This window comes from Nocardia sp. NPDC059240 (assembly GCF_042753865.1).
Taxonomy (GTDB): domain Bacteria; phylum Actinomycetota; class Actinomycetes; order Mycobacteriales; family Mycobacteriaceae; genus Nocardia.
The window spans coordinates 281,446-307,911 of record NZ_JBHZAC010000003.1 but is presented as its reverse complement, the minus strand read 5'-3'; the positions used below and the strand labels follow the sequence as shown (position 1 = coordinate 307,911).

28 protein-coding genes are annotated in these 26,466 nt (G+C 67.4%); 10 read left to right on the top strand and 18 right to left on the bottom strand.

Annotated features, from left to right (window positions below):
• The first annotated feature begins 39 nt into the window (after window positions 1-39).
• On the top strand, window positions 40-696 hold the full coding sequence (locus ACFXHA_RS11730; protein WP_379355598.1) for a hypothetical protein: 657 nt from the start codon (window positions 40-42) through the stop codon (window positions 694-696).
• Between the two features lie 71 nt (window positions 697-767).
• Complete coding sequence (locus ACFXHA_RS11725) at window positions 768-1,424, top strand: hypothetical protein (protein ID WP_379355596.1); 657 nt, start codon at window positions 768-770, stop codon at window positions 1,422-1,424.
• A 3-nt stretch (window positions 1,425-1,427) separates the two neighbouring features.
• Here ACFXHA_RS11725 and ACFXHA_RS11720 read toward each other — a convergent pair whose 3' ends face one another.
• Both ACFXHA_RS11720 and ACFXHA_RS11715 read right to left on the bottom strand, forming a co-directional pair.
• Window positions 1,428-2,441 (bottom strand): NADP-dependent oxidoreductase, encoded by a 1,014-nt coding sequence (locus ACFXHA_RS11720; protein WP_379355594.1) that lies wholly within the window; start codon window positions 2,439-2,441, stop codon window positions 1,428-1,430.
• A 56-nt stretch (window positions 2,442-2,497) separates the two neighbouring features.
• Window positions 2,498-3,226, bottom strand: coding sequence for a TetR/AcrR family transcriptional regulator (locus tag ACFXHA_RS11715; protein ID WP_379355592.1), 729 nt, complete (start codon window positions 3,224-3,226; stop codon window positions 2,498-2,500).
• Window positions 3,227-3,337: 111 nt separating this feature from the next.
• Here ACFXHA_RS11715 and ACFXHA_RS11710 point away from each other — a divergent pair, with 111 nt between their 5' ends.
• Complete coding sequence (locus ACFXHA_RS11710; RefSeq protein WP_379355590.1) at window positions 3,338-4,315, top strand: oxygenase MpaB family protein; 978 nt, start codon at window positions 3,338-3,340, stop codon at window positions 4,313-4,315.
• 40 nt (window positions 4,316-4,355) lie between these two features.
• Here ACFXHA_RS11710 and ACFXHA_RS11705 read toward each other — a convergent pair whose 3' ends face one another.
• The 7 genes from ACFXHA_RS11705 to ACFXHA_RS11675 all read right to left on the bottom strand — a co-directional run bounded on the left by ACFXHA_RS11705 (window position 4,356) and on the right by ACFXHA_RS11675 (window position 10,324).
• Entirely contained in the window at window positions 4,356-4,688 is a 333-nt protein-coding gene (locus tag ACFXHA_RS11705) for a hypothetical protein (protein ID WP_379355589.1), read from the bottom strand.
• Between the two features lie 125 nt (window positions 4,689-4,813).
• Complete coding sequence (locus ACFXHA_RS11700; RefSeq protein ID WP_379355588.1) at window positions 4,814-6,034, bottom strand: Ig-like domain-containing protein; 1,221 nt, start codon at window positions 6,032-6,034, stop codon at window positions 4,814-4,816.
• 162 nt (window positions 6,035-6,196) lie between these two features.
• Window positions 6,197-7,135: a metallophosphoesterase family protein gene (locus ACFXHA_RS11695; RefSeq protein WP_379355587.1), complete on the bottom strand. Its 939-nt coding sequence runs from the start codon at window positions 7,133-7,135 to the stop codon at window positions 6,197-6,199.
• Window positions 7,132-7,641, bottom strand: coding sequence for a cupredoxin family copper-binding protein (locus tag ACFXHA_RS11690; protein WP_379355586.1), 510 nt, complete (start codon window positions 7,639-7,641; stop codon window positions 7,132-7,134). The genes ACFXHA_RS11695 and ACFXHA_RS11690 overlap by 4 nt, the downstream gene beginning before the upstream one ends.
• 115 nt (window positions 7,642-7,756) lie before the next feature.
• Complete coding sequence (locus ACFXHA_RS11685) at window positions 7,757-8,452, bottom strand: ubiquinol-cytochrome c reductase iron-sulfur subunit (protein WP_379355585.1); 696 nt, start codon at window positions 8,450-8,452, stop codon at window positions 7,757-7,759.
• A complete protein-coding gene (locus ACFXHA_RS11680) occupies window positions 8,449-9,021 on the bottom strand; it encodes an RNA polymerase sigma factor (RefSeq protein ID WP_379355584.1) in 573 nt (190 codons plus the stop codon). The genes ACFXHA_RS11685 and ACFXHA_RS11680 overlap by 4 nt, the downstream gene beginning before the upstream one ends.
• Window positions 9,022-9,181: 160 nt before the next feature.
• The gene (locus ACFXHA_RS11675; RefSeq protein WP_379355583.1) at window positions 9,182-10,324 is read right to left on the bottom strand and encodes a TDT family transporter; all 1,143 of its coding nucleotides are present in this window, start codon (window positions 10,322-10,324) and stop codon (window positions 9,182-9,184) included.
• A gap of 177 nt (window positions 10,325-10,501) precedes the next feature.
• On the opposite strand from ACFXHA_RS11675, the gene ACFXHA_RS11670 reads away from it, so the two are divergent.
• The 3 genes from ACFXHA_RS11670 to ACFXHA_RS11660 are packed head-to-tail and all read left to right on the top strand — an operon-like array spanning window position 10,502 to window position 12,511.
• Entirely contained in the window at window positions 10,502-11,431 is a 930-nt protein-coding gene (locus tag ACFXHA_RS11670; RefSeq protein ID WP_379355582.1) for an ABC transporter ATP-binding protein, read from the top strand.
• Entirely contained in the window at window positions 11,428-12,279 is an 852-nt protein-coding gene (locus ACFXHA_RS11665; protein WP_379355581.1) for an ABC transporter permease, read from the top strand. The genes ACFXHA_RS11670 and ACFXHA_RS11665 overlap by 4 nt, the downstream gene beginning before the upstream one ends.
• Window positions 12,269-12,511 carry a helix-turn-helix transcriptional regulator gene (locus ACFXHA_RS11660; RefSeq protein ID WP_379355580.1) on the top strand — a complete coding sequence of 81 codons (243 nt, stop codon included), beginning with the start codon at window positions 12,269-12,271 and terminating at the stop codon, window positions 12,509-12,511. Before ACFXHA_RS11665 ends, ACFXHA_RS11660 begins: the two co-directional genes overlap by 11 nt.
• Before the next feature lie 8 nt (window positions 12,512-12,519).
• Here the strand turns inward: ACFXHA_RS11660 and ACFXHA_RS11655 are convergent, their stop codons facing one another.
• Together ACFXHA_RS11655 and ACFXHA_RS11650 are read right to left on the bottom strand one after the other, a co-directional pair.
• Window positions 12,520-13,089 carry a DJ-1/PfpI family protein gene (locus tag ACFXHA_RS11655; RefSeq protein WP_379355579.1) on the bottom strand — a complete coding sequence of 190 codons (570 nt, stop codon included), beginning with the start codon at window positions 13,087-13,089 and terminating at the stop codon, window positions 12,520-12,522.
• 65 nt (window positions 13,090-13,154) lie between these two features.
• A complete protein-coding gene (locus ACFXHA_RS11650) occupies window positions 13,155-14,597 on the bottom strand; it encodes an ABC1 kinase family protein (RefSeq protein WP_379355578.1) in 1,443 nt (480 codons plus the stop codon).
• Window positions 14,598-14,781: 184 nt separating this feature from the next.
• On the opposite strand from ACFXHA_RS11650, the gene ACFXHA_RS11645 reads away from it, so the two are divergent.
• Both ACFXHA_RS11645 and ACFXHA_RS11640 read left to right on the top strand, forming a co-directional pair.
• Window positions 14,782-15,558 (top strand): GntR family transcriptional regulator, encoded by a 777-nt coding sequence (locus tag ACFXHA_RS11645; RefSeq protein WP_379355577.1) that lies wholly within the window; start codon window positions 14,782-14,784, stop codon window positions 15,556-15,558.
• 187 nt (window positions 15,559-15,745) lie between these two features.
• On the top strand, window positions 15,746-17,083 hold the full coding sequence (locus tag ACFXHA_RS11640) for an ABC1 kinase family protein (protein ID WP_379355576.1): 1,338 nt from the start codon (window positions 15,746-15,748) through the stop codon (window positions 17,081-17,083).
• Between the two features lie 143 nt (window positions 17,084-17,226).
• Here the strand turns inward: ACFXHA_RS11640 and ACFXHA_RS11635 are convergent, their stop codons facing one another.
• Entirely contained in the window at window positions 17,227-18,177 is a 951-nt protein-coding gene (locus ACFXHA_RS11635) for an SDR family NAD(P)-dependent oxidoreductase (RefSeq protein WP_379355575.1), read from the bottom strand.
• A 144-nt stretch (window positions 18,178-18,321) separates the two neighbouring features.
• Between ACFXHA_RS11635 and ACFXHA_RS11630 the strand changes: the two genes are divergently transcribed.
• Window positions 18,322-19,239 (top strand): SDR family NAD(P)-dependent oxidoreductase, encoded by a 918-nt coding sequence (locus ACFXHA_RS11630; protein ID WP_379355574.1) that lies wholly within the window; start codon window positions 18,322-18,324, stop codon window positions 19,237-19,239.
• Between the two features lie 10 nt (window positions 19,240-19,249).
• Here the strand turns inward: ACFXHA_RS11630 and ACFXHA_RS11625 are convergent, their stop codons facing one another.
• The 5 genes from ACFXHA_RS11625 to ACFXHA_RS11605 form a co-directional block, all read right to left on the bottom strand.
• On the bottom strand, window positions 19,250-20,500 hold the full coding sequence (locus ACFXHA_RS11625; protein WP_379356637.1) for a KasA/KasB family beta-ketoacyl-ACP synthase: 1,251 nt from the start codon (window positions 20,498-20,500) through the stop codon (window positions 19,250-19,252).
• Window positions 20,501-20,605: 105 nt separating this feature from the next.
• Window positions 20,606-21,196, bottom strand: a complete 591-nt coding sequence (locus tag ACFXHA_RS11620; RefSeq protein ID WP_379355573.1) for an SRPBCC family protein — start codon at window positions 21,194-21,196, stop codon at window positions 20,606-20,608.
• Between the two features lie 41 nt (window positions 21,197-21,237).
• Window positions 21,238-22,269, bottom strand: a complete 1,032-nt coding sequence (locus tag ACFXHA_RS11615; protein ID WP_379355572.1) for a hypothetical protein — start codon at window positions 22,267-22,269, stop codon at window positions 21,238-21,240.
• A 52-nt stretch (window positions 22,270-22,321) separates the two neighbouring features.
• Complete coding sequence (locus tag ACFXHA_RS11610) at window positions 22,322-23,770, bottom strand: ABC1 kinase family protein (protein ID WP_379355571.1); 1,449 nt, start codon at window positions 23,768-23,770, stop codon at window positions 22,322-22,324.
• Window positions 23,771-23,807: 37 nt separating this feature from the next.
• A complete protein-coding gene (locus tag ACFXHA_RS11605) occupies window positions 23,808-24,245 on the bottom strand; it encodes a phage holin family protein (RefSeq protein ID WP_379355570.1) in 438 nt (145 codons plus the stop codon).
• A gap of 133 nt (window positions 24,246-24,378) precedes the next feature.
• Here ACFXHA_RS11605 and ACFXHA_RS11600 point away from each other — a divergent pair, with 133 nt between their 5' ends.
• Entirely contained in the window at window positions 24,379-25,344 is a 966-nt protein-coding gene (locus tag ACFXHA_RS11600) for an oxidoreductase (protein WP_379355569.1), read from the top strand.
• Window positions 25,345-25,410: 66 nt separating this feature from the next.
• Here ACFXHA_RS11600 and ACFXHA_RS11595 read toward each other — a convergent pair whose 3' ends face one another.
• Complete coding sequence (locus ACFXHA_RS11595) at window positions 25,411-26,466, bottom strand: hypothetical protein (RefSeq protein ID WP_379355568.1); 1,056 nt, start codon at window positions 26,464-26,466, stop codon at window positions 25,411-25,413.

Genomic DNA, 26,466 nt, shown 5'->3' with positions numbered 1-26,466 from the left:
GCACAATTAGGCTGCTGTCCGGCTCGAGCAGGGGAAGTTATGAAGGCGCACAAAGGGCTTGCGATAGCTCTGCTGGTCGTGGGATTGATCGCGGGATGTTCCAAGGAGGCGGCCAAGCCCGCCAATGCTCCCGCACAGGCGGTTCCGCAGCCTGCGGCCAAGGAGAAGGAAGGGACCATACCGGTCGGTCCCGGTCCGCAGTCCAGCTACACCGCGGCCGCGCAGCCCGCGCCCGGCAGCTGCCACTACCGCAAGACCGCCGCCGGTGAGCCACTGCCGGACCCGGCCTGCACCCCCGGTGCCACCAATCCCAAAGTGACAGCGGCGAATCTGGCCGAGACCATCTGTAAATCCGGTTACACGGCCACGATTCGGCCCAGCAGCTCGGTCACCAATACCGAGAAGGCCGCCAACATCAAGTCCTACGACTACACCGGCGACCCCCACGACGCCGAGTACGACCACCTCATCTCCCTGGAGATCGGCGGCGACCCCAACGATCCCCGCAATATCTGGGTCGAACCGCCGTCACCCGGCCACCAGGCCGGCGCCGGACCCAACAATCCGAAGGACGGCGTCGAGAACAAGCTGCACACCCTGATCTGCAGCGGCAAGGTCGCCCTCGTCGACGCCCAGGTGGCCATCGCCACCGACTGGACCACGGCACTGGCCAAGGTCGGCTTCCCGAACGGCTAGGCGGCGCGTCGCCTCCGGCGTGGCCCGCCGAAACCCCCTCGGACCAGCTGCGGCGGGCCTACCATCGAACGATGTCAGCGCCGCAGGACGGCTCGACGATGATCGAGGGCCGGGTCGTTCACAAGGCGAGCAACGCCTTGAAGATCACGTTCAACGCCGGGCCCGGTGATCCGCTCGCCGTCGGGGTACAGGGGGCCGGAAACGCGTTCGGGGCCAAGACGGCCATCCTCTTCGGGTTCAAGAACGGTGGCGCGGGCAAGCATCGCATCACCTACGCCGACGGCTCCGTGGTGTGGGTGGAGTCGCGCGATGCCGCCCCGACCGTGCTGAGCCGGGGCGACGGTACCGCCATCGGCACCATCCAGCGCGCGGACACCTCGACGGCCGTAGGGTCCACGGCGGGAACGCTTTTCCACTTCGTGCCCGACCCCGAGGAACCCCGCACCCCCGAGCTGTTCCGCATGATTGTGCTCGACCGCATGGGTGAGGAGAACGCCCGTCTCGACGTGGTGCGCACGGTCGGCGGGTGGACTGTGCGGCGGATCGTCAGCGATCTCTACAACGAAACGTTCTGGTGGGATCGGGCCGGGCAGGCGCTGCCGGTTCCGATCCTGGGCACTCGGCTGTGGCTGAAGCATCCGCTCGACCCGGTCGAGCGTGATGTCCTGCTGGGTGCGTGCGTGGACATCACGCTCGGCCTGCGGCCCTACATGACCGCTATGAAGTAGCGGCTACTCCGACACCTTGATGACCAGCTTGCCCCGGTTCTTGCCGGTGAGCAGGCCCTGGAAGGATTCGACGGTGTGGTCGAGGCCGTCGACGACATCCTCGAGATAGGTGAGTTTGCCCTCGGCGAGCCACTGCGCGGCGGCGGGGATGAATTCGGCGGCCTGATTCATGAATTCGGAGACGATGAAACCGCGCACGGTCAGGCTGCGGCGCAGGATGGCCGACATGATCAGCGGCAGGCGGTCCGGGCCGGGCGGGAGATCGGTGTCGTTGTAGTTGGCGATCAAGCCGCACACCGGGATTCGGGCGTACTGGTTGAGGCGGGGGAGGACCGCGTCGAAGACCGCGCCGCCGACATTCTCGAAATAGACGTCGATACCGTCGGGGGTGGCGGCGGCCAACTGCTCGGCGAAATCCGGGGCACGATGGTCGATGGCCGCGTCGAAGCCGAAGCGTTCCCGCAGCAGGGCCACCTTCTCCGGGCCGCCCGCGATGCCGACCGCCCGCGCGCCCTTGATCTTCGCGATCTGGCCGACGGTCGCGCCGACCGGGCCGGTCGCGGCGGCCACCACGACGGTCTCACCGGGCTGCGGTTTACCGATCGTCAGCAGGCCGGAATAGGCGGTCAGACCCGGCATGCCCAGGACACCCAGGGCGGTGGTGAGCGGCGCGAGCGCGGGATCCAGCTTCTGCAGGCCGGCCACCCACTCGACCGAATGGGTCTGCCAGCCGCCGTAGCCGAGCACGATATCGCCGGAACGCAGTGCGGGATCGGTGGATTCGAGGACCTGCGAGACCGTGCCGCCGCACATGGTCTGATCGACCTCGACCGGCGGGGCGTAGGACGGTGCGTCGCTCATGCGGCCGCGCATGTACGGATCCAGCGACAGGTACAGCGTCTGCAACAGCGCCTGGCCGGGTTTCGGCGGCTCCAGCTCGACCGTCTCGGTGCGGAAGTTCTCCTGCTCGGGCATGCCGATCGGGCGGGAGGCCAGGACTATGCGGGTCGACTTCATCGTCGGAACGACCTTTCTCTGGGCGATCCCTACATTCTGGACATTGTGGACCGGTGTCAGGATGGTTCCGCGCGCCAGGTATCGAAACTGGTCATGATGTGATGACGGACCACCGCCCATTCCGGCACCAGACTGGTCGCGGCGGGCACCGACGCGGTCAGCAGGACACCCGAGATGGTGAGCAGGGTGATGCGCATCCAGTCCCGCGCGCCCGGCCGGTCGGCCAGCTCGCCGAGAATCTGCTGCGCCACCGAGAACACCGTGGCCTCCAGGTGTTCCGCCAGATGCGCCACGGTGGCGGACATCTCGGGGTCGGTGCGGGCCGCGGCCAGGAATTCGAAACCCACACTCACGGGGGCGACCTGCGCCAATGTCCACAGCTCGTCGACCAGGACCCCGACCCGCTCCCGGTCGGAACCCGTTACCGTCGAATAGGTTTCGACCACGGCGTCGGCCATGATGTCGGCGATATGGCGGATCGCGGCGTCCAGCAGTTCGGCGCGGGTCGGATAGTAGTGCTGCAGCGCGCCCTGACTCACGCCCGCGCGTTCGGCGACACCGCGGGTCGTGGTGGCGGCATGCCCGAGCTCGACCAGGCTCGCGAGGGTGGCGTCCAGAATCGCGACCCGCGTCTCTTCGCGCTGTGCGGCGCGACTGCGACCGGCTTTCGCGGGCGTGCGCTCGGTTCTGGTGGGCGCGGACTCGAGTCTGGCGGGTACGGGTTCGGTCTTGGCGGACGGGCGCTCGGCCTTGTCCCGCTTGCTATTTCCCGTCGTGACCGGCATCAGCCCACGATACCGTTCCGGCAACGAACAAGTCATATGACTTGTAAAGTCGGCCGACTGGTCAATACGCTTGTCTCACAGTCGATATGGCATCACGACGAGGTGATCAACATGGCATCCGACGATATCCGGATCTGGCGACGCGGTCCCGCTCCGACCCCCGCCGGCCCCACCGACTACGGCTACTTCGGCCCCGGCTCCCAAGTCTGGCGAGTCCTCCTGCACCCGGCGGTCACCCCCTTCCTGGCCTCGGTGACCGCCCTCCTCGAACTCCCGCACATCCCCCTGCAAGCGGTTCTGCTGGACCACGACCCCCTCGCCGTCACCGCCCGCACCCACCGCAGCATGAGCCCGATCATGGCGGTCCGCCGAGCCCAACGCACTGTGGGCGTCCCCGTCCCGATCATCCTGGGCGACAAGCCCACCGCCGACCGAGTGGCCGCCCACCTACGCCGCTACCATCGCCCGATGACCGGTGCGATCCCTGGCACCGGCGAGCCGTACGCCGCCCAAGGCCCCGAACTGGTCCTCTTCGCCCACGTCACCATCATGCAAGCCGCCCTCCTCTGCTACGAAAACCTCGCCTACGAGGGCATCCACCGACCCCGCCAACTACCCCCCGCCGACCGCGACCAATTCTGGCTGGAAGCAAAGCAATTCGGCCTCCTCATGGGCGCAACCCCCGACGAAATCCCCACCACCTGCGCCGAAGTGGCCACCTACTACGCCGCCATCTCCCACCGCTACGGCGTAATCGATTCCTTCACCCCCACCGTCGCCCTGGCTCCCGCCCTCGCCCTCCTGCGCGGCTTCACCCTCTCCCAACTCCAGGAACTGACCCCACTCCTCCTGTCGGCCTTGATAACTCCCCAACTGATCGCCACAATCCCGCGCCCGGCCCGCCGCAACCTAGGCATCCCCGCCCTGCTCGACCCCTTCCTGAACCTATCCCTGACTCTGACCCGCCCCGCCCTACGCGCCTTCACCATCCGCCGCTTCGCCGAAGCCATCGAACGCCGAATCAGCGGCCCCGACGCCGTCGAACTCGCAACCAATGCCCGCCGCCTGAGAAACGCCGCCGCAGCCTGACCCCGAGCCGGTTGAATCCCCCTACGGGCCTACGGATTTCTCAGAGATCCGGCCGGCCCAACGCGTCGGAGACCGCGATACCCGTGCGCTCGGCGAGAAGCAGACGCTGCCGCACCTCATGCGGTGTTCGAGGCCGATAGCCGGAGCCGGTGCCGCAGCAGCCACCATAGAAATCGAGGCCCGAGGTGAGTACTGCCTCGAGGGCGCGCCACCCGGCGCGATCAACTTTCCTCGGCACCGCGAGATCCGGCCCGGCATCGATGAATTCACCCTGGCACTGCGGGCAGCGGGTGGGGCCGTGGCCGATCGTGGATTTGTGCGAAACCCGGCAGGGGAGACACACCAGGTGCGTTCGGCTCGGGTAGATACACATTCGCGCAGCGTACGTTCGGCGCTGCCGGTCAGGCTATCGATTTTCGACGCACACGGGGCATCGAATGTTGGTTTGCGGGTTGAGGTCTCGCGCGCGGCGGGGTGAGCCGCCGCGCGCGAGGGTATTCAGTGGGAGGCCGAACCGGCGAGCCAGTCGTCCCAGCTGAGGGTCCAGTCGCCGTTCTGCCAGACCTGTAGCGGGGCACCGCCTGTGTTGTGGACTTCTACGACGTCGCCGGGTTGGGCGAAGTTGAAGAACCACTGGGCGTTGTCGGCGTTGAGGTTGAGGCAGCCGTGGGAGGTGTCGGTGTTGCCTTGGGCCCAGACGGTGGTGTCCAGTTCGTGGAGGTAGATGCCGTCTGTGCTGATGCGGGTGGCCCAGCTGATCGCCTCCTTGTAGCCGAGGCGGGAGTTGACCGGCAGGCCGTAGGTGGACGAATCCATGATGACCGGGTTGGCCTTGTCCATGACCGTGTAGGTGCCGGGCATGGTCCAGAAGGTGAAGGTCTTTCCGGCGATGGTTTCGCTGCCGCCTCGGCCCATGGAAGTGGGCATGGTGCGGATCAGCTGACCGTTCTCGAAGACCTGGACCTGGTGGGTGTTGTCATCGGCGATCGACACGTGGGACGGGCCGATGACGAAGTTGGCCTTGGTGTCCTCCTGGCCGAACAGGCCGTTGCCGACCTCGATGCCGTAGAGGCTGGCCGCCACGTTCACCTTGGTGCCGGACTTCCAGTAGTCCCTCGGCCGCCAGTGCGCGTTGCGGTTGTCCATCCAGTACCAGGCACCCTCGACGGGTGGGTCGGCGGTGACGACCATGCGCTTCTCGGCCGCCGCTCGGTTGGGGATGTCCTCGTCGAAATGCGCGACGATGACCGTGCCGACGCCGTAGCTGTTGCCGTCCACGATGGCCTGACCGCCGGTGGTCGTGAGATACACCTTGGTCTGGTTCTTCGGCGTGATGGTCGTGAACGTGGAGGTGACCGGTCCGGTCAGACCGGTCATATCCTCGCCCGACGCCTTCAGCGTGTAGGTGCGCCCGTAGCCGAGCTGCTCGTTCGGCTTCCACGCGGTCTTGTCCGGCGTGTAGGTGCCGTCGATGGCCTTGCCGTCCTCATTGGTGAGGCTGACATCGGTCAGCACACCGCTGGTGGTGCTGACCTCGACCGGCGCCGACGGATCCACCTTGTCTGCCCCCTGCGCGGGCTTGACGGTGATGGACTGCGCAACCGGAGTGCGCGGACCGACCGTTCCCCCCGGAAGGTTCGACGAGCATGCCGTCACCACCAGAACGAGCGCCACTAAAACGCTCGCGGCGGCGTTCGTCCGAAAACGGCGGGGTGGCATGGGCTCTCCCTCCTGTAATCGCCGTGCGCCGCACTGCTGCACAGCATCTTGTTACTGCCCAGCGTAGTAGATTACCCTCCGTTTTCGATCTTCCATCGCCAGGTCGGGCAGACGAAATCACAACGTTGTGAGACCCGCGCACGACACGCCGTCGCGCTGCGGTCATTTCAGCGTTTGTTCCTTGATAGCGAGTTGCTGTTGCCCCTTCTGATACGTGACTTCACGGATCCCCAGTGCCTGATGCAGCTGCCCCGCCGGCAGCGTCACCGGCTTGGGCGCGGGGCCGTCACCGGGCTTGGGCAGCGGATACGCGGTGGTGGTGCCGCTGTAGAAGGTGACATTGCCCTCGGTCTTGGTGAAGAGTTGGTGCACATGGCCGTTGAGGCAGGTCACCGAGGAGAACCGCTTCATGTAACTGAGCGCTTGGGTGGCATCGTCTGTGCCCCAGCCCCATTGGGGGTACATGGCGAACAGCGGGATGTGACTGAACACGATGAGGGGTGTGTCACTGGACAATCCGGCCACATCCTTCTGGATGAAGTCCAGCTGATCCTGTCCGAGATGTCCGAGGTTCTTCAGATTCAACGTATTGACCAGTCCGATCACGTGCACGCCCGCGATATCGAAGCTGTACCAGCCGTCGCCACGCGTCCCGCCACCGAAGGTCGACCGGTAGCGCGAGCCGCCGTCATCGCTCGAATCATGTTCTCCCGGAACGGTGAACACATGCGGAGTCTTGAACCCCTGCATCATCTGCTTGCACTGATCGAACTGCTCCTGGGTGGACAGATGGGTCAGATCACCGGTGTGGATCACGAAATCCGGTTCGTACCCCAGCGAATTCACCTGTGAGATCGCCTCGGTGAAGGTATCGGTCACACTCGTGTTGGCGGTACCGGTGAACCCGATGTGACTGTCGCTGACCTGCGCGAACCGCAGCGTCGGCCGCGCCGAATCGGCGAGCGCGGTGCCCGCCACATGCGAGACCACCTCACCGCCCACCACCGCCAGGCCCACCGCGGCACCGAACCACGCGCTGTGGCGCATGAGCTGGCGGCGGGTCATCTTCTGCGGATCGTGGGCCTCGTCCTCGTAGCTCATTGGGTCACCACCACTGTCGCGTGCATGAACGGATGAATCGAGCAGACATAGGCGAAGCTGCCCGCCTTGGTGAACGTGAAGGTGTAGGTCGCGCCGGTGCCCAGGGTCGGCGAGCGGAAACTGCCGTCGTTGGCGACCACGGTGTGCGGCTCTTCGTCCTTGTTGGTCCAGGTCACCGTGGTACCGGTTTTCACGGTCAGGGAACTGGGCCCGAAGGCGAAGTTGTCGATATTGACAGCATTCGGGCCGGCCGGTGCCGCCGCTGCGGCGGACGTACTCGGCATGGACATGCCGGGCATACCGGTCGGCCCGCTGCCGTCCGGCACCATGCCGGGCGTAGCGGTGCCGGAAGCGAAAGTGAAACCGGGGGCGGCATTGTCGGGGGCTTTGCCGCCACCGCTGGAACTGCACGCGCTCGCCGTCAGCAGGGCTGCCGCGGCGACGCTGACGGCGATCACTGTGCGCTTGACTGGCACTGCTCGCCGAGGGCTGCGGGTGGGTCTCATGGGTGTCCGGGCCTCCATCCGGGATGGGTCCGTTCGCTGCTGCGAACCGGTCATCTTTAGATAGGGGCGGGGGTTACACGAGTCGGAAACCGCTGCGCGCGAACACTATTGACGACTAGGCAGGCTCCGTGGGTGCGAAAACCTCGATGGTGCCGTTGTTCTCGCGCACCTGCACGGTCGGCAGTGGAGCAGGTGCGACGGGCAGCTGATGCGACACCACCTGACCCTCGACCGAGAACGACGTCGAATGGCAGGGGCAGCGCAGGCGCTCGGCCGGAGCGTCGAGCCACAGCTTGCAGCCCTGATGGGTGCACACGCCGGAAACCGCGACCGGGTTTCCCTTGTCGCGGCGCACGAATCCGTTCACCGTGCCGACATCGAAAGCGATCGTCGAACCCTCCGGCAGGTCGCTGGCGCGCGCGATCGGCAGCCACGCACCCGTATTCGGGGCCAGCGGAGCCTGCTGCGCGGCGGGCGGAGCACCGGTTTGACCATGACCGATCAGGGTGCGGTCCACCACCGCGCCGACCGTCGCGGCGGCCGCGGCGGCGGAGGTGCCGATCAGCAGGTTGCGGCGGCGGTAGCCGTTGGCGGGCCGGATCTCGGCGGGCTCGTCGTCCAGTTCGGCCGCGAGCCGGCGTTGCAGGCCGCTGAGGAATTCTTCGCTGGGCGCGTCGCTGCCCAGCCGCGCGGAGCGCAGCTCGATGGCCGTGCGCATCTCCTCGGCCTCGACCTCATCGGGCCGGAAACCGGTCGATTGCTTTCCGGCCAGTAGCTCGTCGACGAAACGCCGCACTTCCCGCCCGCTCACCGCACACCTCCCTCGTTCAACTGGGACGCCATCTGCAACGCCCGATGCTGCAACACCTTCGCATTCGCCACCGTCACGCCGAGGCTCTGCGCCGCCTCCTTCACCGAGAGCCCTTGCAAGAATCTCAGTTCCAGAATGCTCCGATACCGGTCCGGAAGCTCGGACAGCACGGCCTTGGCGCGAGCCTCGGCCCCCGAATCGGGCAGTTCCTCGGGTGGATCATCGGCGATATCGCCGTCGATGGTGGTGATCTCCCGGCCCATGCGCGCCTTCCAGTGCGCGGCCAGGACGGTGCGTGCGGTGGCACGCAGATAGGCCCGCACCTCGGGGACGCTGGCCGTGATGCGCAGCGGTTTGAGTGCGGCCATGAACACCTCGGTGGTGAGATCCTCGGCATCGGGGCGATTGCCCACCTTGCCGAACATCAATGCGTACACCCAGGTGACATTGTCCTTGTACACCGCATCCCAGCCGGCGTAACTGTCACCGGACACCAGCCGCAACTCCCGACCCGAGCCAGTACTCGTGACCGGCTGCGTCCGGCGCTCGGATTCGACCCGTCGCACCATGAACCGCCGCTTTCTGCATCCACCGGAAACATCGACGCGTGTTCACGTCTGTCAGTAGATAGCGGAAGGGGTTACAGCGGGCAGGTTTCGGAAGTTTCCGGCACGAATCGTCCCGGAGTGATCTTTCGATCACTCCGGGACGAGGGTGGTCAGGGCTATCTCAGCGGGCGGTGGCGAGCAGTTCGCCGCGCATCACGGCACCCACGGTCTTGGCGGCGACCACGGCCCAGGCGGCGACCAGCAGGGCGTACAGGGCGACCGCGGTGACGGCGAACAGGTCCGCGCCGGTGTGCTGGAACAGGGCGGTGCTGCCGGTGACGCAGCAGCCGACGGGGAAGGTGAAGCCCCACCAGGTCATGTTGAAGGGCATCGACTTCCGGGCGTGCCAGGTGACCGCGACGGCCAGGGCCAGCCACAGCATTGCGAAGCCCCAGGTGGGGATGCCGAACAGCAGCGAGAACATTTGGAACCCGGCGGCGTCGCTCGAATTCAGGGCGCTGGGAGCCACATTGGCCAGCGACCCGGCGGCGGTGACGCCCTGGCCCAGGGGGCCCAGCACCAGCCAGACGGTGGCGACCATCCCGACGGGAGGCAGCCCGTGGTGCAGCAGTCGCGACCAGATCAGGGTGGTGGTGACGAAGGCGGCGATCAGGCTCAGCCCGAACATGGCCAGGCAGGCCACGAACATGGTCAGCCGCAGCTGTCCGGCGGGGGTGTGGGGGACCAGCAGGGCGCCGAGGGCGGCCGAGACCATGGGAGGAACCACGGGCATCAGCCAGCCGCCGAAGGCGGAATCGGGGTTGAAGTTGTGGCGGGTGATCATCCGGTAGGGGATGCTCGCGGCGGTCCCGAGACCGATCACGGTGCCGACCGACCACAGGACCCAGTCGACGGCCACGGCGGCGGACAGTCCGATGACGTCCTTGCCCAGCAGCAGGGTGCCCGCGCCGACGGTCATGAGCGCCATGGGAAGTGCCCCGTAGAACTGCATCATCACGGGGTTCCGGCCGTGTGCGCGAGCCTCTTCGGGGTAGCGACGCCAGTGCAGCAGCCAGGCCCCGGCGAGGACGACCAGCAGTCCGGCGGCCAGTGCCCAGATGACGGTGGCGGCGGGCCGGAGAGCGGGGAACTGAGCGGGCAGGGTGGCCGCGGCATTGGCGACGATGCCGGTACCCATGACCACCGCGAACCAGTTCGGGGCCAGGTGGCGCAGGGGCTCCCGCCCCTCGACGGCCGCCGCGGACGCCTGCCGAGAGGCGGCGGGTGCGGCTTCAACGGTCCGGCGGAAGGTCACTGTGGTCATGTATCCACCCTCTGTCAGATGGACTTCGCCCGGTAGCGGCCATGATTCGATGGATGCATAGAACGGTTCTATGCCCCACTCTCGTCCTGATAACGACAGTTTGTAGTAGAGCATTGCCGCGTCGGAATGTAGTAGATATGCTACATATCATCATCGACCCACAACGGGAGGGAAACCATGGCAGTGGGTGAGGGCGTGGTTCTCAGCGTCGAGAAGCTACGCATGCAGTACGGCACTACCGACGTTCTGCGCGACGTGACATTTCAGGCGCACCGGGGCGAAGTCCTGGTGCTGCTGGGGCCGAACGGCGCGGGCAAGACCACCACCATCGAGATCCTGGAGGGGTTCCGAGCCCGGTCGGCGGGCGAGGTCGTCGTGCTCGGCACCGACCCTGCGCAGGGTGACGAGCAATGGCGAGCACGAGTCGGGGTGGTGCTGCAGTCGTGGCGCGATCATGCCAAATGGCGGGTGCGTGAACTGCTCACCTACCTGGGGTCGTTCTACACGCCCTACGGCACCGAGGGCACTCGACGCCCTTGGGACGCAGACGAACTCATCGCGCTGGTAGGGCTCACCGAACAGGCGAGTACCAAGATCAGCGCCTTGTCCGGCGGTCAGCGCCGACGGATGGATGTGGCGATCGGTGTCGTCGGACGCCCCGAAATCCTGTTCCTGGACGAACCGACCGCGGGCTTCGATCCGCAGGCGCGGCGGGAATTCCACGACCTGGTGCACCGGCTCGCCGACGACCAGCAGACCACCATCCTGCTCACCACCCACGACCTCGACGAGGCGGAGAAGCTCGCCGACCGGATTCTCATCCTCGCCGGTGGGCGCATCGTCGCCGACGGCTCGCCCGATGAGCTCTCCCGGCGTGTCGCCACCGAAGCGGAGGTGCGCTGGACGGTGGACGGGCAACGATTCGTCGATACCACCGCCGAGTCGACCAAGTTCGTCTACGAACTGTTCAAGCAGCACGGTGAGCGCGTCGATGAACTCGAGGTGCGCCGGGCGTCCCTGGAAGACACGTACATGACACTGGTTCGCCGATTCGAGTCCGGCCTCGAGGTGGCCGAGGCGCACACGCTGGAGGAGATCACCCGATGAGTCCGACGATGGTCGCGATCCGCGCGGGAATCACCCGTGCCGGAATCGAGCTACGGCAGTCCTTCACCAACGCAACAGATCTGGTCAATCTGCTCTTCTTCCCGATCCTGATCCTGATTGCGCTGTACTTCATGCGGGACGGGTCGTTCCACCAGACCGGGCTGAAACTCGGTGCGCTGGCCTTGCCGGGCGTGCTCGGCAGCATGATCGTCTTCAACGGGCTCTACGGGATCGCGAACTACCTGGTTCTCGACCGGGAGGACGGAACCCTGTTGCGGGCCAAGGCGACACCGAACGGAATGGTGGCCTTCTTCATCGGCAAGATCGGGGTGAGCGCGGGCCTGGTGCTGGTCCAGGTGGCCCTACTGTTGAGCGTTGGAGCCGTGATCGTCGGCGGACTCTCGCTCGGCAGCACCGGCCACTGGCTGACCCTGGTGTGGGTGGTCGCGCTCGGCCTGCTCGCCGTGCTGCCGCTGGGCGCCGTACTGGGCGCGATCCTCGAGGGCCCTCGCGCCACCTTCTTCCTGACGATGCCGCTGATGGGATTAACCGCGATCTCGGGCATCTACTATCCGATCACCGCCCTGCCCGGCTGGCTGCAGGGCCTGGCCCAGGTGTTCCCGATGTACTGGGTCGGACTCGGTATGCGGTCGGCCCTGCTGCCCGCCGACACCGTGGCGATCGAGCTCGATCAGTCTTGGCGGCATCTGGAAACCGCTGCGGTGCTGGGTGGTTGGGCCTTGGTCGGACTGCTCCTGGCGCCGAGCGTGTTGCGTCGGATGGCGCGGCACGAATCCGGTTCGAAGGTGGCGAGCCGCCGCGAGAAGGCACTCCAGAGTGCCTACTGAGGTCATCTACAACCGCATCGCGATGCTGCGCGCCGAGCGTGGCGTCTCGCGCCGGGCACTGGCCGAAGCACTGGGAGTGCACTATCAAACGGTCGGCTACCTGGAGCGCGGCGAATACAGCCCGAGCCTGCACCTCGCGTTGCGGCTGGCCGCCTATTTCGAAGTGCCGGTGGAGATCATCTTCTCCACCACGCCCTTTCCTCGCCTCGGTTCCGCCTCCGAATCCGCTTGACGGTTCGATCAGGCGGTGGGCGGGGGTGCGGATTTGCGGAGGACTTCGAGGAAGGCTCGCATCCATCGGGGGTGGTCGGGCCAGGCTCGGCCGGTGACCAGGTTGCCGTCGATGTGGTCGGGGCTGTCGATCCACGTGGCACCCGCGGCGCGGATGTCGGGTTCGAGGGCGGGATAGCTGCTGGAGGTGCGGTCGTTCAGGACGCCGGCGGCGGCCAGGATGAGGGGGCCGTGGCAGAGGGCGGCGATCGGCTTGTCGGTGTCGGTGAAGTGGCGCACGATCCGGCGGCAGTCCTCGTTGTTGCGGAGGAACTCGGGGGCTCGGCCGCCGGGGATGACCAGGGCCGCGTAGGCAGTGGGGTCGACGTCGGTGAAGGCGAGGTCGGCGGGCCAAGTGCGGCCGAGCTTTTCGGTGTAGGTGTCGAAGCCCTCGACGAAATCGTGGACTACGAACTGGAGTTTCTTGGCTGTCGGGGCCGCGATGTCGACCTCGTATCCCTCTTCCAGCAGGCGCTGGTACGGGTACATGACCTCGAGGTCTTCTGCGGCGTCACCGGTGATCACGAGCACCTTCGTCATGGCGCACCTCCCGGGAAAATGGTATCGGGATGTGCTGTGCGCCAGCGGGTTTTCGGACGGGACGCTCAGCCGACCGAAGAGGCGCGTCGTTCGGTGGGGACCGCTCGCAGGTGCCGGACGATGCCCAGATCGGTGGGGTGGGCGCGGCGGCTGTCGTAGCGTTCGAACACCGCCGCCAATTCCGGTGACCAGCGCGCGAATTCGGCGCGGATCGGGCCGTCGGTGTCGAGCTGGCAGACCACGCCGAGCGCGGTGAGGAACGAGCGCGCGAAGGGCGTGAAGTAGGCGGGCATGTCGAGTTGGCGGTTCACGTTCGACAGCCGCGGGGCGAGGGCGGAGCGGACGTGGCCGCGCAGCCAGGCGGTGCAGAGCCGGAAGGTCGGGGCCGTGAGCGGTTCGCCCGCGGCCTCGAGTCCCTCGGCGAGGGCCGCCACGTCGAAGCTGCGGCCGGGGCGGACGAAGCGGTGCCGTCGGACCGCGGCGTCCAATTCGGCTGTGCCGCCGTTCAACGCGGCATCCATCAGCTCGCCGACCAACTCCTCGAATCCCGGGGGCGGCCAGGGCGTGCAGGCCCCGAAATCCACCACGCCCAGCCGCCCGTCCGGGAGCACCCGGAAATTGCCCGGGTGCGGGTCGCAGTACAGCAGTCCGGTGCGTGACCACGAGGACAGCAGGAATCGGATGATGAGCATGCCGACCCGGCTGCGTTCCTCGGGTGCGCCGGATTCGATGATCCGGGAAACCGGTGTGCCGTTGAGCCATTCGGTCACCAGGACGTCGCCGCGCTGGGCGAGCACGGCGGGCACCACGAAGTCGGGGTCGTCGGCGTAGGCCTGCGCGAAGCGACGCTGGTGCTCGGCCTCGGCGGCGTAGTCGAGTTCCTCGGCGACACAGGTGCACAGGGCCTCGGTCACGGCGGGCACGTCCGCGCCGGGCGCGAAGACGGTGGCCAGCACCGAGATCCGGCGCAGCTGTTCGAGGTCGGCGAGTACGGCCTGGCGGGCGCCGGGATACATCACCTTGACCGCGGCGTGGCGGCCGTCGCGCCACACCGCGCGATGCACCTGCCCGATCGAGGCGGCCGCCGCGCGGCGATCATCGAATGCGGTGAAATGCCGGCGCCAGTTCTCGCCCATGCCCGCGGCCATGGCCTCGTGCACGGTGGCGGGCAGCATGGTCGGCGCGGAATCCTGCAGCTGGGTCAGCGCTGTCCGATACGGTGCGGCGATCTCCGAGGGCAGTGCGAGTTCGTAGAGCGAGAGCAGTTGCCCGAGTTTGGCGGCACAGCCCTTCAATTCGCCGAGCACCTCGAAAATGTGCTGGGCGGTACGCAGTTGGATATCGCGATTGACCTCGGCGGCGGATTTCCCCAGCGCCCGCTTGCCCACCCCGGCGGCCTGACGTCCGGCGAATGCGACTGGGAGACTGGCGATCCTGGCATTGCGGACGGCGGCGCGCACCGGCGGCCCGTCTCCCCCTTGGCGTCCACCGATCCGCCGAATCGACATTGCTCACCTCGTCGTGTGCGCGGCATACGGCCCGATTCCCACTGCCCGGGTGCCTTACGTCTCCACGATACGTGGCGATCGTCATATCAGATTCCGGGCCGAACGGCGCGTATGCACGTGCAGTTTGGCACACAACAGCATAAACTGTCTGGGACGTATCCGATAGTTGTCGAAAGGTGACGGGATGGGTGCCCAGACGGTGGTCACCGATGTCGCGGACGAGCTCGCTCGCCGTGTCGCGACCGGAGAGCTCGCGCCGGGCGATCTGATGCCGTCGGTCCGCCAGGTCGCCGAGGAATTCGAGATGAATCGGGCGACGGCGCAATTGGTGCTGGGCCGATTGGAATCCTACGGCTTCGTCGACGCGCATCGCGGCCGCGGCTTCACGGTGCGTGATGTGCGCCGGGCCGGGGGAGTGGACGTGTACCGCCGGCTGTTCCGGCTGTCCATGCCCGCGCCCGAGCTGGCCGCGGAGATGTTCGGCAATATCGTGGCGGCCGAACGCGCCATCGTGCTCGAGGCCTTGCTCGATTACACCGCGAGTGAGCAATCCGCCGATGCCGCCACGTTGACCGCCGCGGTCGACGAGCTCGAGACCGAGGCGCGCAGCGCCGAACCCGATCACGCCCGGATGCTCGAGCTCGAGGTCGATCTGGTGCGCACGGTGCTCACCGATCTCGGCCACACCCTGCAGCGCGCGGTGCTGAACTCGGTGGGGGAGATGCTGTTCGAGGTGCCGGAGGCGGTCGAGGCCTACTTCGCGGTGTCGGCCGATCTGCACGTGCTGGTGTGGCGCGCGCTGCTGGCGGTGTGGGAGTCCGAGACCGGGCCCTCGCAGGCGCAGTTGGCGCTGTTCGAGGATCTGTTCGCCATGTACCACACGAAGGTGCTGGCCCGGTTCGACGAATTGGTCGGTCTCGACACCGATTCCGGGGAGCAGCGGCACAGCGCGACGGCCTGATCGCGCCGTCACCCATCCGTCTCGATCCCGGCTTCCGCGCGCACGCGGGGCCGGGATTGCCTTTTGTGCGTATTGTCCGTTCGCAAAAGTGGTGTGGCGCACACCGATTGACTGATTGTCTCAGACAATTTATGTTCGGCATGTGCCCCCGGCACGGTATTCAACGGCGAACGAATCGAGGCACCCCATGGCAGGCAAGAGACGAACCGGTCTGGCCCGCTCGGCGAAACTGGCCGCCCTGCCCATGGGGATCATGGCCCGCCGCCTGACCGCCACCGGCAAGGCCATCATGACCGGCGCGGAACGCGGCACCGTCGACGAGGCGCTCATCGACAAGGCCGCCGACGAGATCTTCCGCGTACTGGGCGAACTCAAGGGCGGCGCCATGAAACTCGGGCAGGCGCTCAGCGTCGCCGAGGCCGCGGTGCCGCCGAAATTCGCCGACCGCTATCGGGATGCGCTGACCCGCCTGCAGAATCAGGCCCCGCCCATGCCCACCCACCAGGCGCACCGCGTGCTGGACGAGCAGCTGGGCACCCGCTGGCGCGAGCGCTTCACCGAATTCGACGATCAGCCGGTGGCGGCGGCCAGCATCGGCCAGGTGCACCGCGCGGTGTGGAAGGACGGCCGCGTCGTCGCGGTGAAGATCCAATACCCCGGCGCCGACGTGGCTTTGCTGTCGGACCTCAAACTGCTGCGCATGCTCACCGGCACCTTCGGCGTCTTCATGCCGGGCGTGGACATGAAGTCGCTCATCGACGAGTTCATCGACCGCACCGCCGACGAGCTCGACTACCGCATCGAGGCCGACCATCAGCGCACCTTCGCGCGCGCCTTCGCCGACGACCCGCGGTTCTTCGTGCCGAAGGTGATCGCCAGCGCGCCGAAGGTGCTGGTCACCGAATGGATGGAGGCGGTGCCACTGAGCCGCGTCATCGCCGAAGGCACGGTCGCGCAGCGCAATCGGGCCGGACTGCTGCTGGCCGAATTCGGGCTCAGCAGTCCGGCGCGGGTCGGCCAGCTGCACTGCGATCCGCATCCGGGCAACTATCAGCTGCTGCCCGACGGCCGGCTGGGCATCATCGACTTCGGTGCGACCATCGCCCTGCCCGACGGATTGCCGCCGGTGGTCGGCGAACTGGCCCGCCACGCCATGGCCGAGGACTACGACCTGTTGCTGGCGACGCTGCGCGCCAACGGTTTCGTGCGTCCGGGTCACGAACTCGACCTGGATCCGGTCAAGAACGTGGTCGCGCCGATCGTCGCCGAACTGAGCGGCGACACCGTGCACCTCAGCCGCCGCATGTTGCAGGAGCACATGATCCGCGCCATGGACGTGAAGAACATGTCGATGAACAACACCTTCGCGGTCCGGACGCCGCCGGAGCTGCCCGACCTGGTGATGCTGGGCCGGGTGCTGGGCGGAATCATCGGTGTCTGTGCGCAATTGGATGCCGAGGGCCCGTTCGTGGGGCTGGTGCAGCAGTGGCTACCCGGTTACGCCGTGGAGGGTGAGGCGGCCTAGCACGCGAGGTGCGCGGCCGCGCCGGTCATCCCGCCATCATGGCGGCGGTGACCAGCGCGGTGATCACCGTGATGGCCATGACGACCAGGATCACCCGGGCCCCGCGGGTCGGTGGCTCGGCGGGCGGCTGATCGATATTCACGTCATCTCCTCAGGGGAATCGGGGGTGCTGGAGGGTCATCGTATTCGGGCGGCTCCCAATACGTTTGGAGTCCGCGACGTTGGGGCATTATCTCGGCCGCTTCCCGGGCCACGCCGAGGAAACCGGGGTGGTCGATGACGAATCGTGCGACCCGCTCTACCTCGGGTCCGCTGATCACCCGCATGAGGGTGCGGCTGGTGCGGGGGAAGGCTCTCGTCAGCACGTAGGCCAGCCACGATTCCGGCCGCAGCGCCAGCAGCGCGCGATTGTTTTCGGCGGCCGCCACGATCTTTTCGCCCGCCCGATCCGGGTGCATACCGATCAGGCTCATTCCCTTGACGACGATCTGGCGGGCGATGGCGACCTGTTCGGGACTGAGGGTGGCCAGGGTCGCGGTCGCCGCCAGATTGGTGGCGATGAGCCCGGGGCACACCACGGTCACCCCGATGCCCTCGGAAGCCAGTTCGGTGCGCAGGGTTTCGCTGAAGTGTTTGATCCCGGCCGAGGTGAATGCGTACGGGGTGCCCAGCCGGACCGGGGCGAAGGCGGCGATGGAGGAGACATTGACCAGGTGCCCACCGTGGCCCCGCTCGGCCATCTGCGCGCCGAAGAGCCTGCAGCCGTGCACGATCGCGGTGAGATTGACGTCGGCGATGCGATGCAGATCGGCGGGGCGGATATCGAAGAACGGTCCGCCGACCACGATTCCGGCATTGTTGACCACCACGTCGGGGACGCCGTGCGCGGCCGCGACATAGTTGGCGAAGGCCTCCAGGGCCAGCGGATCACCCACATCCAGGGCGTAGGGGACGGCCGCACCTCCGGCCGAACGGATCAGGGCCACTGTGTCTTTGGCGGTCGCGTAGTTGATGTCGGCGACCACGACTTCGGCGCCGCGGGCCGCGAGGGACTTGGCGGTGCCGCGTCCGATGCCGCTGCCTGCTCCGGTCACCACGGCGATCTTCGGGCGAAGTGGTCGCCGTGGGGGAAATGGTCTCCGCATTCTGCTCCTCCGGTGGAGAGATCAGAGTGTACACTGTCTGGGACAGTAGACGCCACCGGTAGCGGCACCGCAGCGGAAACAGGGGAACCACTCATGACAGGCTTCGACAACGAGGTTGTCGTCATCACCGGTGCCGGCGCGGGCATCGGCCGCGCGGTGGCGCAGCGCTTCGCGCGCAAACGGGCCGTGGTCATCGTCGCGGACCTGGACAAGGACCGGGCGGTGCAGACCGCCGAGGCCATCACCGAATTCGGTGGAGACGCCACGCCGTTCGCGGTCGACGTGGCCGACGCCCGGGCCATGGAGAGCTTCGCCGAGGACGTGCACGCCGAATTCGGCACCCCGAAGGTGCTGGTCAACAATGCCGGATACACCACGGCCGGACCGTTTCTCGAGCACACCCTCGACGAATGGGAACGGCTGATGGGCGTGAACGTCTGGGGACTCGTGCACGGCTGCACCTACTTCGGGCGGCAGATGAGTGAATCCGGACGTGGCGGTCGCATCATCAATGTGACCTCGGTGGCCGCCTTCACGCCGATCCCGCTCAGCACCCCGTACTGCGCCACCAAGGCCGCCGCGCAGATGCTCACCGAGGGACTGCGATTGGAGTTCGCCGGAACCGGGGTGGGCGTCACCGCGGTCTGCCCCGCGCTGGTGCACACCGGCCTCTACGAGGATGCCGACGCCGATGCGGAGGACTCGGCCGAAGCCGCGCGCACGCTGAGCGTCTCGGCGCTCGCGCAGCGCTTCGTCGCGCACAGTCCGGACAGTATCGCGCGCACCATCGTCCGGGTGGCGGGCCGCAATCCCGCCGTGGTGCCGACGCCCATCGAGGCCCGCGCCCTCTACCTCGCCACCCGGGTCTCACCGGGTGGCGCGCGCCTGGCGGCGCGGATCTTCAAGCCGGACCGGCTCACCGGTTTGCGTGCCCGGGTGAGCAGCCGCGGAGTGCTCACCCGGATGGACGACTATCTGGCCCGCAAACTCGAGCGTTTCGAGAATCAGTAGCGGCCGAGAATCAGTACCGGCCGAACAGGACGGCGGCATTGTGGCCGCCGAACCCGAACGAGTTGTTCATCGCGAACTCGACATCGGTGTGGCGCGGCTTGGTGTGCACCACGTCCAGATCGACCTCGGGGTCCTGGTTTTCGAGGTTCAGCGTCGGCGGGATCACCTGATCGCGCAGCGTCAGCACGGAGATGATGGCTTCCAGCGCACCGACCGCGCCCACCGAATGCCCCAGTGCGGATTTGGGCGCGTACACCGAGGGGTGATTGCCGATGGCCGCCGCAATCCCCTTGGCCTCGGCCAGATCTCCGATGCTGGTGCCGGTGGCGTGCGCATTGACGTGGTCGATCTCGGCGGCGGCGACACCGGCGGATTCCCGGGCCCGGCGCATGGCCCGCGCGCAGCCCAGACCCTCCGGATCGGGGGCGACCATGTGGTAGCCATCGGCGGTGAGCCCGGCCCCGAGCAGTCGCGCCAGCGGCTTGGCCCCGCGCGCCAGCGCATGCTCCTCGGATTCGACCAGCAGCAACGCGGCGGCCTCACCGAAGACGAATCCGTCGCGATCGCGGTCGAAGGGCCGCGAGGCGCGTTCGGGCTCGTCGAGGCGGGTGCTCAGCGCGCGTGCCATGGAGAATCCGGCAATGGCAACGGGATTGATGTAGCCCTCCACGCCTCCGGCCACCACCATGTCGGCCTCGCCGAGCACGATGGACCGCCAGGCGTGCACCAGCGCCTCGTTGCCGGACGCGCACGCCGAGACCGGGGTGACCAGGCCGGCGCGCGCCCCGAGCTCCAGCCCGACCACGCCGGAGACACCGTTGGGCATGGACATGGGGACCGCAAACGGCGACACCTTGCGGTAACCGTGATCGCGCATGGCGTCATTGGCGTCCACGATGGTGTCCGCGCCACCGAGCCCGGTGCCGATGCACACGCCGAGCCGGTCCTTGTCGACCTCGGGGCTGCCCGCGGTGGCCCAGAGGCGTTTGCCCATCACATACGACATCTGCTGCACGTAACACATGCGGCGCTTCTTGATCCGGTCCAATTCGTTCGTCGGATCCGCCGCGAGTTTGCCGCCGATGGTGACCGGCAGTGCGAGCTTGGTCATTTCCGGATCGGTGAGGGTGGCGATGCCGCTCGCCCCCGCCAGCAGGCCCTGCCAGGTGCCTTCCGTATCGGGGGCGATCGAGGTGGTCATCTCGACCGCGGTCACCACGACGGAGCGGAATCCGCCGTTGCGGGTGGAAAAATCTGCCAGGCTATTCACTTTTTCGTATCCTTTTCCAGCAATCGGCAAGTCCTGCAGAACATTCGCGAGCTGCTGCGAGGCTAGCCCGAGAATTCCATTGCGGCGCGCCGACACTCAGATGCGCGCCGCCAATCCCTTGATGCCGATCGTCAGGAACGGCCGCACGAACGGCGCCGCCCAGCGCATCGGCAGGAACGATCCGATGCGGGGGCTGACGGCGATGGTCCAGTTCAGGGTGGTGATGCCCTCGCTCTCGGTGAGCCGGTAATCCTGTGCGAAAGCGTTGATCAGGAAGGGAATCGAGATCTTTGTACCCGTAACCGTGAGTCGCGTGTTCTGTGCCATGGTGACGGTCTTTTCCTCGCATGCGAACAGCATCCCGTCGAAGCTGCGCGACGCGCCCTCGCGGCGATAGTCGTCGCGATAGCGAATGCCGTTGACGAAGGGAATCCAGGAGAAGGTGCCATTGAGTTGCAGCGCATCCCAGACTTTGTGTGCGGGGTAGGGGAATTCGCGCCGCGCGGTCACGGTGAAGGCGGCGTCGGTGAGAAATGTGTCGAGTTGCGCGGCGGTCAGCGGGTTTACCGAGAAACCGCCACCGGCCAGCACCCCCTTCGCCCAGCCACGCAGAATCAGTGCGGCGATGCCCGCGCCGATCGCGCCGAGCACGATGATCACGGCCGCGATAATGATGATGGTGAGCATTCCTGAGACCCCTTCCCCTTGATTGTCTCAGACAGAATACGTCAGTAGTCCGTGTGCGTCTCCAGATGGACGTAGAGGTCAGAGGAATGGTCCGACCGCGTGAGCAGGATCCGCTGCGGCGGGGCGGAGTTGTCGAGCAGCAACTCCCGGGCCGAACAGTCCAGTCCCGCCGGACGCCACTTCATCTCGTCGCAGGCCACCGGGTGGGGCCGACGGGGGTGCTGCAGGAAAGAGCCCGCCATCACCCGATCGTGCTCGTCGAAGGCGGTGGCGGGCCCGGTGAATCGGCCGTCGAAGACCGAATCGAAGCCGAAATCCGCCGTGTCCCGGGTCAGCACCACCAGGTGATACGCGGCAGGCACGTCGATGTCGAAGTCCCGCAGCTCACTCCGCGCCCGATCCTCGCCCAGTCGCCCGGTCCAGTGGCCGTAGAAGTTCTCCTTCAGGTACCAGGGGATCGGTGTCAGCAGCAGCCCCGCGACCAGGGCCAGCGCCCACGTGCGCAGCACGCGGGACCGGGCGGGGACGCGCGCCGCGTCCACCAGCAGTAATCCGGCGATCGCCAGGACCCCGAGGACGCCGGTGAGTGCCCCGAGCTCGGGTGGCAGCGGATGGGGCTGCCGCACAATCCATCCCGTGATCGCGGAGGTGGTGAACGTCATCAGCCAGAAGGCGGCGAACCAGCCGACGGGTACCGCGGTGGTGGCGAGCCGCCAGAACGAGTCGTCGGTGCGCGGCCGTGGTCGGCGATCGTCGCTGTGTCTGCTCATCCAACCGAACGTTCGCACCAGGATCATCGCGGGTGCCAGGCACATGCTCAACGGCACGGTGATCCAGCCGAAGACAATGCCGGTCGCGAACTCCCGGAATCGCCGGGGAAACACCGGGAAGATCAATGCTGTCGGCAGGACGAGGGCGGTCAACGCGAGTGCTCCACCCGGGCAACCGGTGAGTACCCACACCTCCAGCCCGAGCGCCGTTGCCAGGCAGACGCCGAAAGTGACGGCGCTGTAAGGAATTCTCGTCACCCGAGCGTCGGGCGTGAGGCGGGTGTCCTCGGCTGTTTCGGTCACGGTCCCCCCCGATCCGCCGGTGACTCGACCGGCGGTTCCGACGATACTTGCCTCAGCCGGCCTCGGACCGCCGCCCGGTCGCGGGGACGCTGCGCAGGTGCCGCGCGATACCGAGGTCGGTCGGGTTGGCGTGGCACGCGTCGTAGCGTTCCAGGACCGCCGCGACTTCCGGTACCCAGCGCGCGATTTCGGTGCGGATCGGTCCCTCGGTGCCGAGTTGCGCGGCGACGCCCATGAGCGTGAGCACGGCGCGGCCGAACGGGACGAGTGCCGGTGGCGCGGTCAGTTGCCGGTTGGCGTTGCTCAGGCGCGGTTCCATGAAGCGCCGTACCTGCCTGCGTAGCCAGTCGGCATCGATGCGGAAGGTCGGTGTCATGAGGGGCTCGAGCACCATGCGCAGGGCTTCGGCCAGCGGCTCGAGCTCGATTGGCCGGCCCGCGGCCGCGAATCCGTGGCGGCGGAAGGCGATTTCGAGCTGATGCGGTAGACCGTTGACGGTCGCGCCCACGACGTCGGTGACCAGATCGCCGAAATCGGCGGGTGGCCACGGCGCGCACGCCCCGAAGTCGACGACGCCGAGCCGTCCGTCGGGCAGCACCCGGAAGTTGCCGGGATGGGGATCGCAGTAGGCCCAGCCGGTGCGCACGCCCGACGACAGCACGAACCGTGCGATCAGCATGCCGACGCGGCTGCGTTCCTCCGGTGCGCCGGAGTCGAGGATGCGCGATACCGGTGTGCCGGTGAGCCATTCGGTGACGATCACATCGCCGCGCTGGGCGGTCACCCGCGGCACCACGAAATCGGGGTCGTCGGCGTAGGTCGCGGCGAAGCGGCGCTGCGTGTCGGCTTCGGTCGCGTAGTCGAGTTCCGCTGCGATACCGGAACATACGGCCTCGGTGATCGGCTTCACGTCCGCCGCCGGGAAGAACACGCTCGCCAGCACCGAGACGCGCCGCAGCTGATCCAGATCGTCGAGCACCGAGGCTCGCACGCCCGGATACATCACCTTCACCGCGACCGGCCGCCCGTCGCGCCAGATACCGCGATGCACCTGTCCGATGGAGGCTCCGGCCGCCCGCTTGTCGTCGAAGGCGCGGAAGTTGTCGTGCCAGTCGTTGCCCAGCCCGGCGGCCATGGCGTCACGCACCGTGGCGGGCAACATGATCGGTGCGGCCTCCTGCAGCCGGGTGAGCGCATGCCGATAGGGCTCGGCGGCGCCGTGCGGGAGCGCGAGTTCGAAGATCGACAGCAACTGCCCGAGTTTCGCGGCGCACCCCTTGAGCTCGCCGAGCACCTCGAAAATGTGCTGAGCCGTGCGCATCTGGATATCGAGGTCGATCTCGGCGGCGGTCCGTCCCCGGGCCCTTTTGCCGATCCCGGCGGCCTGCCGACCGGCGAACGCGACGGGCAGTCCGGCGAGCTTGGCGGTGCGGACCGCCCGGCGGACCGGCGGCGTGCCCGTCGTGCTCCCCGGCCGTCGTCCGGTCCAACGAACAGTCATGTGCTCACCTCGTTGTGTGCGACCCCGGAACTGCACTTCAGTACTGCGGTGGATGCGCCGACAGACCGGCGTACCGCCTGAGGGTGGCGAGCCGGGTAAGAATGCCGGCTCCGGCCCGGGCGGTCTTCATGGTGGACAGCTGCCACAGGCCGAGGAGCGTGGCCGCCCCGGCGGGGATCAGCAGGGCGGTCGCGGTGATGAGCAGCGATGCCCAGTGCGGTAGTCGGGTATCGAGCACGCCGATCAGGAAGTCGATGAAGTACGAGGCCCCGTAAATTGCCGCCACCAAGGCGAATCCGAGCAGGGCGGCTGCGATCACGCCGCGGATCAGTTCGGTCAGTACGAACTTCCCGGCCGCGCGCAGTTTGGGGCCGGCCCAGGCCGCGAATCGGGAAACCAGGTGCCGCAGCAGGCGTTCCACCGGGTTCGGCCGGAGCTCGATCGCGCTGTCGTAGGTGTGGTTGTGGACGGCCATGTGAGACCCTTCGTCGGTCCTTCCGCGGCGGCCGCTAGCCGCCGGGCTGTCGCATCCTAACACCATCGGATACATTGTCTGGGACAGTATTCTTCGCGGATTTCGACCATCTCGACGCAGGGGGTATCCACCCATGAGTTCGGCACCCATCCTTCCGCGCCGCTGGACGGCGGCCGACATCCCCGACCAGACCGGCAAGACCGCCATCGTCACCGGGGCCAACAGTGGGTTGGGCCTGCGCACTGCCGAGGCGCTGGCCGCCAAGGGCGCGCGGGTGTTGCTGGCCTGCCGCAACGAGATCAAGGCGGCCGGTGCGGTGGAGGCGGTGGCCGAGGCGGCCACCGGGCCGAAACCCGAAGTGCTGCCGCTGGATCTGGCCGATCTGACCTCGGTGCGCCGTGCCGCCGACCATATCGACGTCAGTGTCGGCGTCGTGGATCTGCTGGTCAACAACGCGGGCGTGATGGCGGTGCCGCGTTCGCGCACCGCCGACGGCTTCGACGCCCAGTTCGGCACCAATCACCTGGGCCACTTCGCGTTCACCGGCGCGATCCTGCCCGCCCTGCTGCGCGCCCCGCAGCCGCGCGTGGTCAACGTATCCTCGATAGCCGCGTGGGGTGGGGCCATCAACCCCGCCGACCCGAATTGGCGTGTGCTGTATCTGCGCTGGCCCGCCTACGCGCAATCCAAGCTGGCGAATCTGCTGTTCACCGCCGAACTCGACCGCCGTGCCCGCGCCGCCGGAACCGCCCTGACCGCCACCGCCGCTCACCCGGGCCTCTCGGCCACTCACCTCTACGACCGCAACGGCGAACGCGGTCTCGCGGGCACCCTCGCCGCCATTCCCCAGCAACTCCTGCTCGCCCTGGCCCAGCCCGATCACATGGGCGCCCTCCCGCAGCTCTACGCCGCCACCGCCCCCGACCTCCCCGGAAACACCTACATCGGCCCGGGATTCGAGTTCGCCGGCTACCCCCGCCGCACCCTGCGCAACCCCCTCGCGCACAGCCGCTCCTACGCCCGCTGGCTCTGGCACCTGAGCGAACGCCTCACCGACACCCACTACGCCTGGCCCGCCACCCGGGCAACCACGGTCTGACCCGTTACGAGCCCGCCGGGAGCCCAGGTCCGGTCGGACCTGGGCTCCTGTGGTGCCGGTGCTCGATCAGGCTGCGCCGGTGAGGATCCGGCGCACCACCTCGGTACGGAAGAACGGTTCCACCCGCTGGCGGATCAGTCCGGCCAGAACGCCGTCGCGCTTCGCCGCCTCGAGGACCGGCGGTGCGTAACGGCAGAATTCGTCGCGGAGGATCTCCGGGGTGAGGCCGACCTCCTTGACCAGACCGGCCACCGTGTAGTCGCCGTAGTAGCCGAGCAGGATGTCGACCGCGTCGCCGACCAGTTCGGCCAGATAGTCCGGGTTCTCCACGGTGGTGGCCAGATCGAACAGGGCGGAGATCAGTGCCCGCAACTCCTCGACCTCGATGAACTCGCGTAGATCGCTGACCGGTTCGTTGGCGAACAGCTCGTAGACCTCCAGGGCGGCATCGGCGACGGGGGTCTCCTTGATGACCGTCAGGATGGCGTGGTTGGTGCGCCGCACCGCGAATTGTGCCGCAGCAGCGGTGGCGTCGCCGAGGCGCTCACCGAAGGCCTTGTCGCCGGCGCTGAACACCTTGCCGACGGTCCTGTCGCCCAGGGAGAGCGCGGTTTTCACTACCGGGATGCGCTGGGCCCGGCTGCGGGCGGCATCGCCGACCCCGGAGACGATGCGATTGACGAAGGTGGAGGCGACGTGCGCGACCATCGGGCTCTCGGCGAAGCGGTCGAGTCCGCGCTCGAAGAGTGTGTGCATGCCCGCGACCGTGACGATCAGATGCTCGATGGCGTTGCGGTTGAGCACATCTCCGAGCCGGAAGCGTTCATTGGCCGCCAGGTCGTAGATGGCGTCGGCGAGCGCCTCGAACAGGTGCCGGTTGAGGGCACTGCTGTTGAGCACCTCGATGAGCGTCAGCGCGGACGCCTGAACCGACGCGCGATCGAGGATGTCGGAGACCTTCAGGCTCTCCTCGACCGTGAAGATGTCGCCCAGGATCGAATCAACCTGTGCGACAAGCCGATCCCCGGTCATCTCGTCGATGGTGTAGGCGACGCTGGCGTCGATGAGCCGCTCGATCACCGCCTCCACATCGTTCCCCTGCTCCGCCTGGAGTCGTGACAT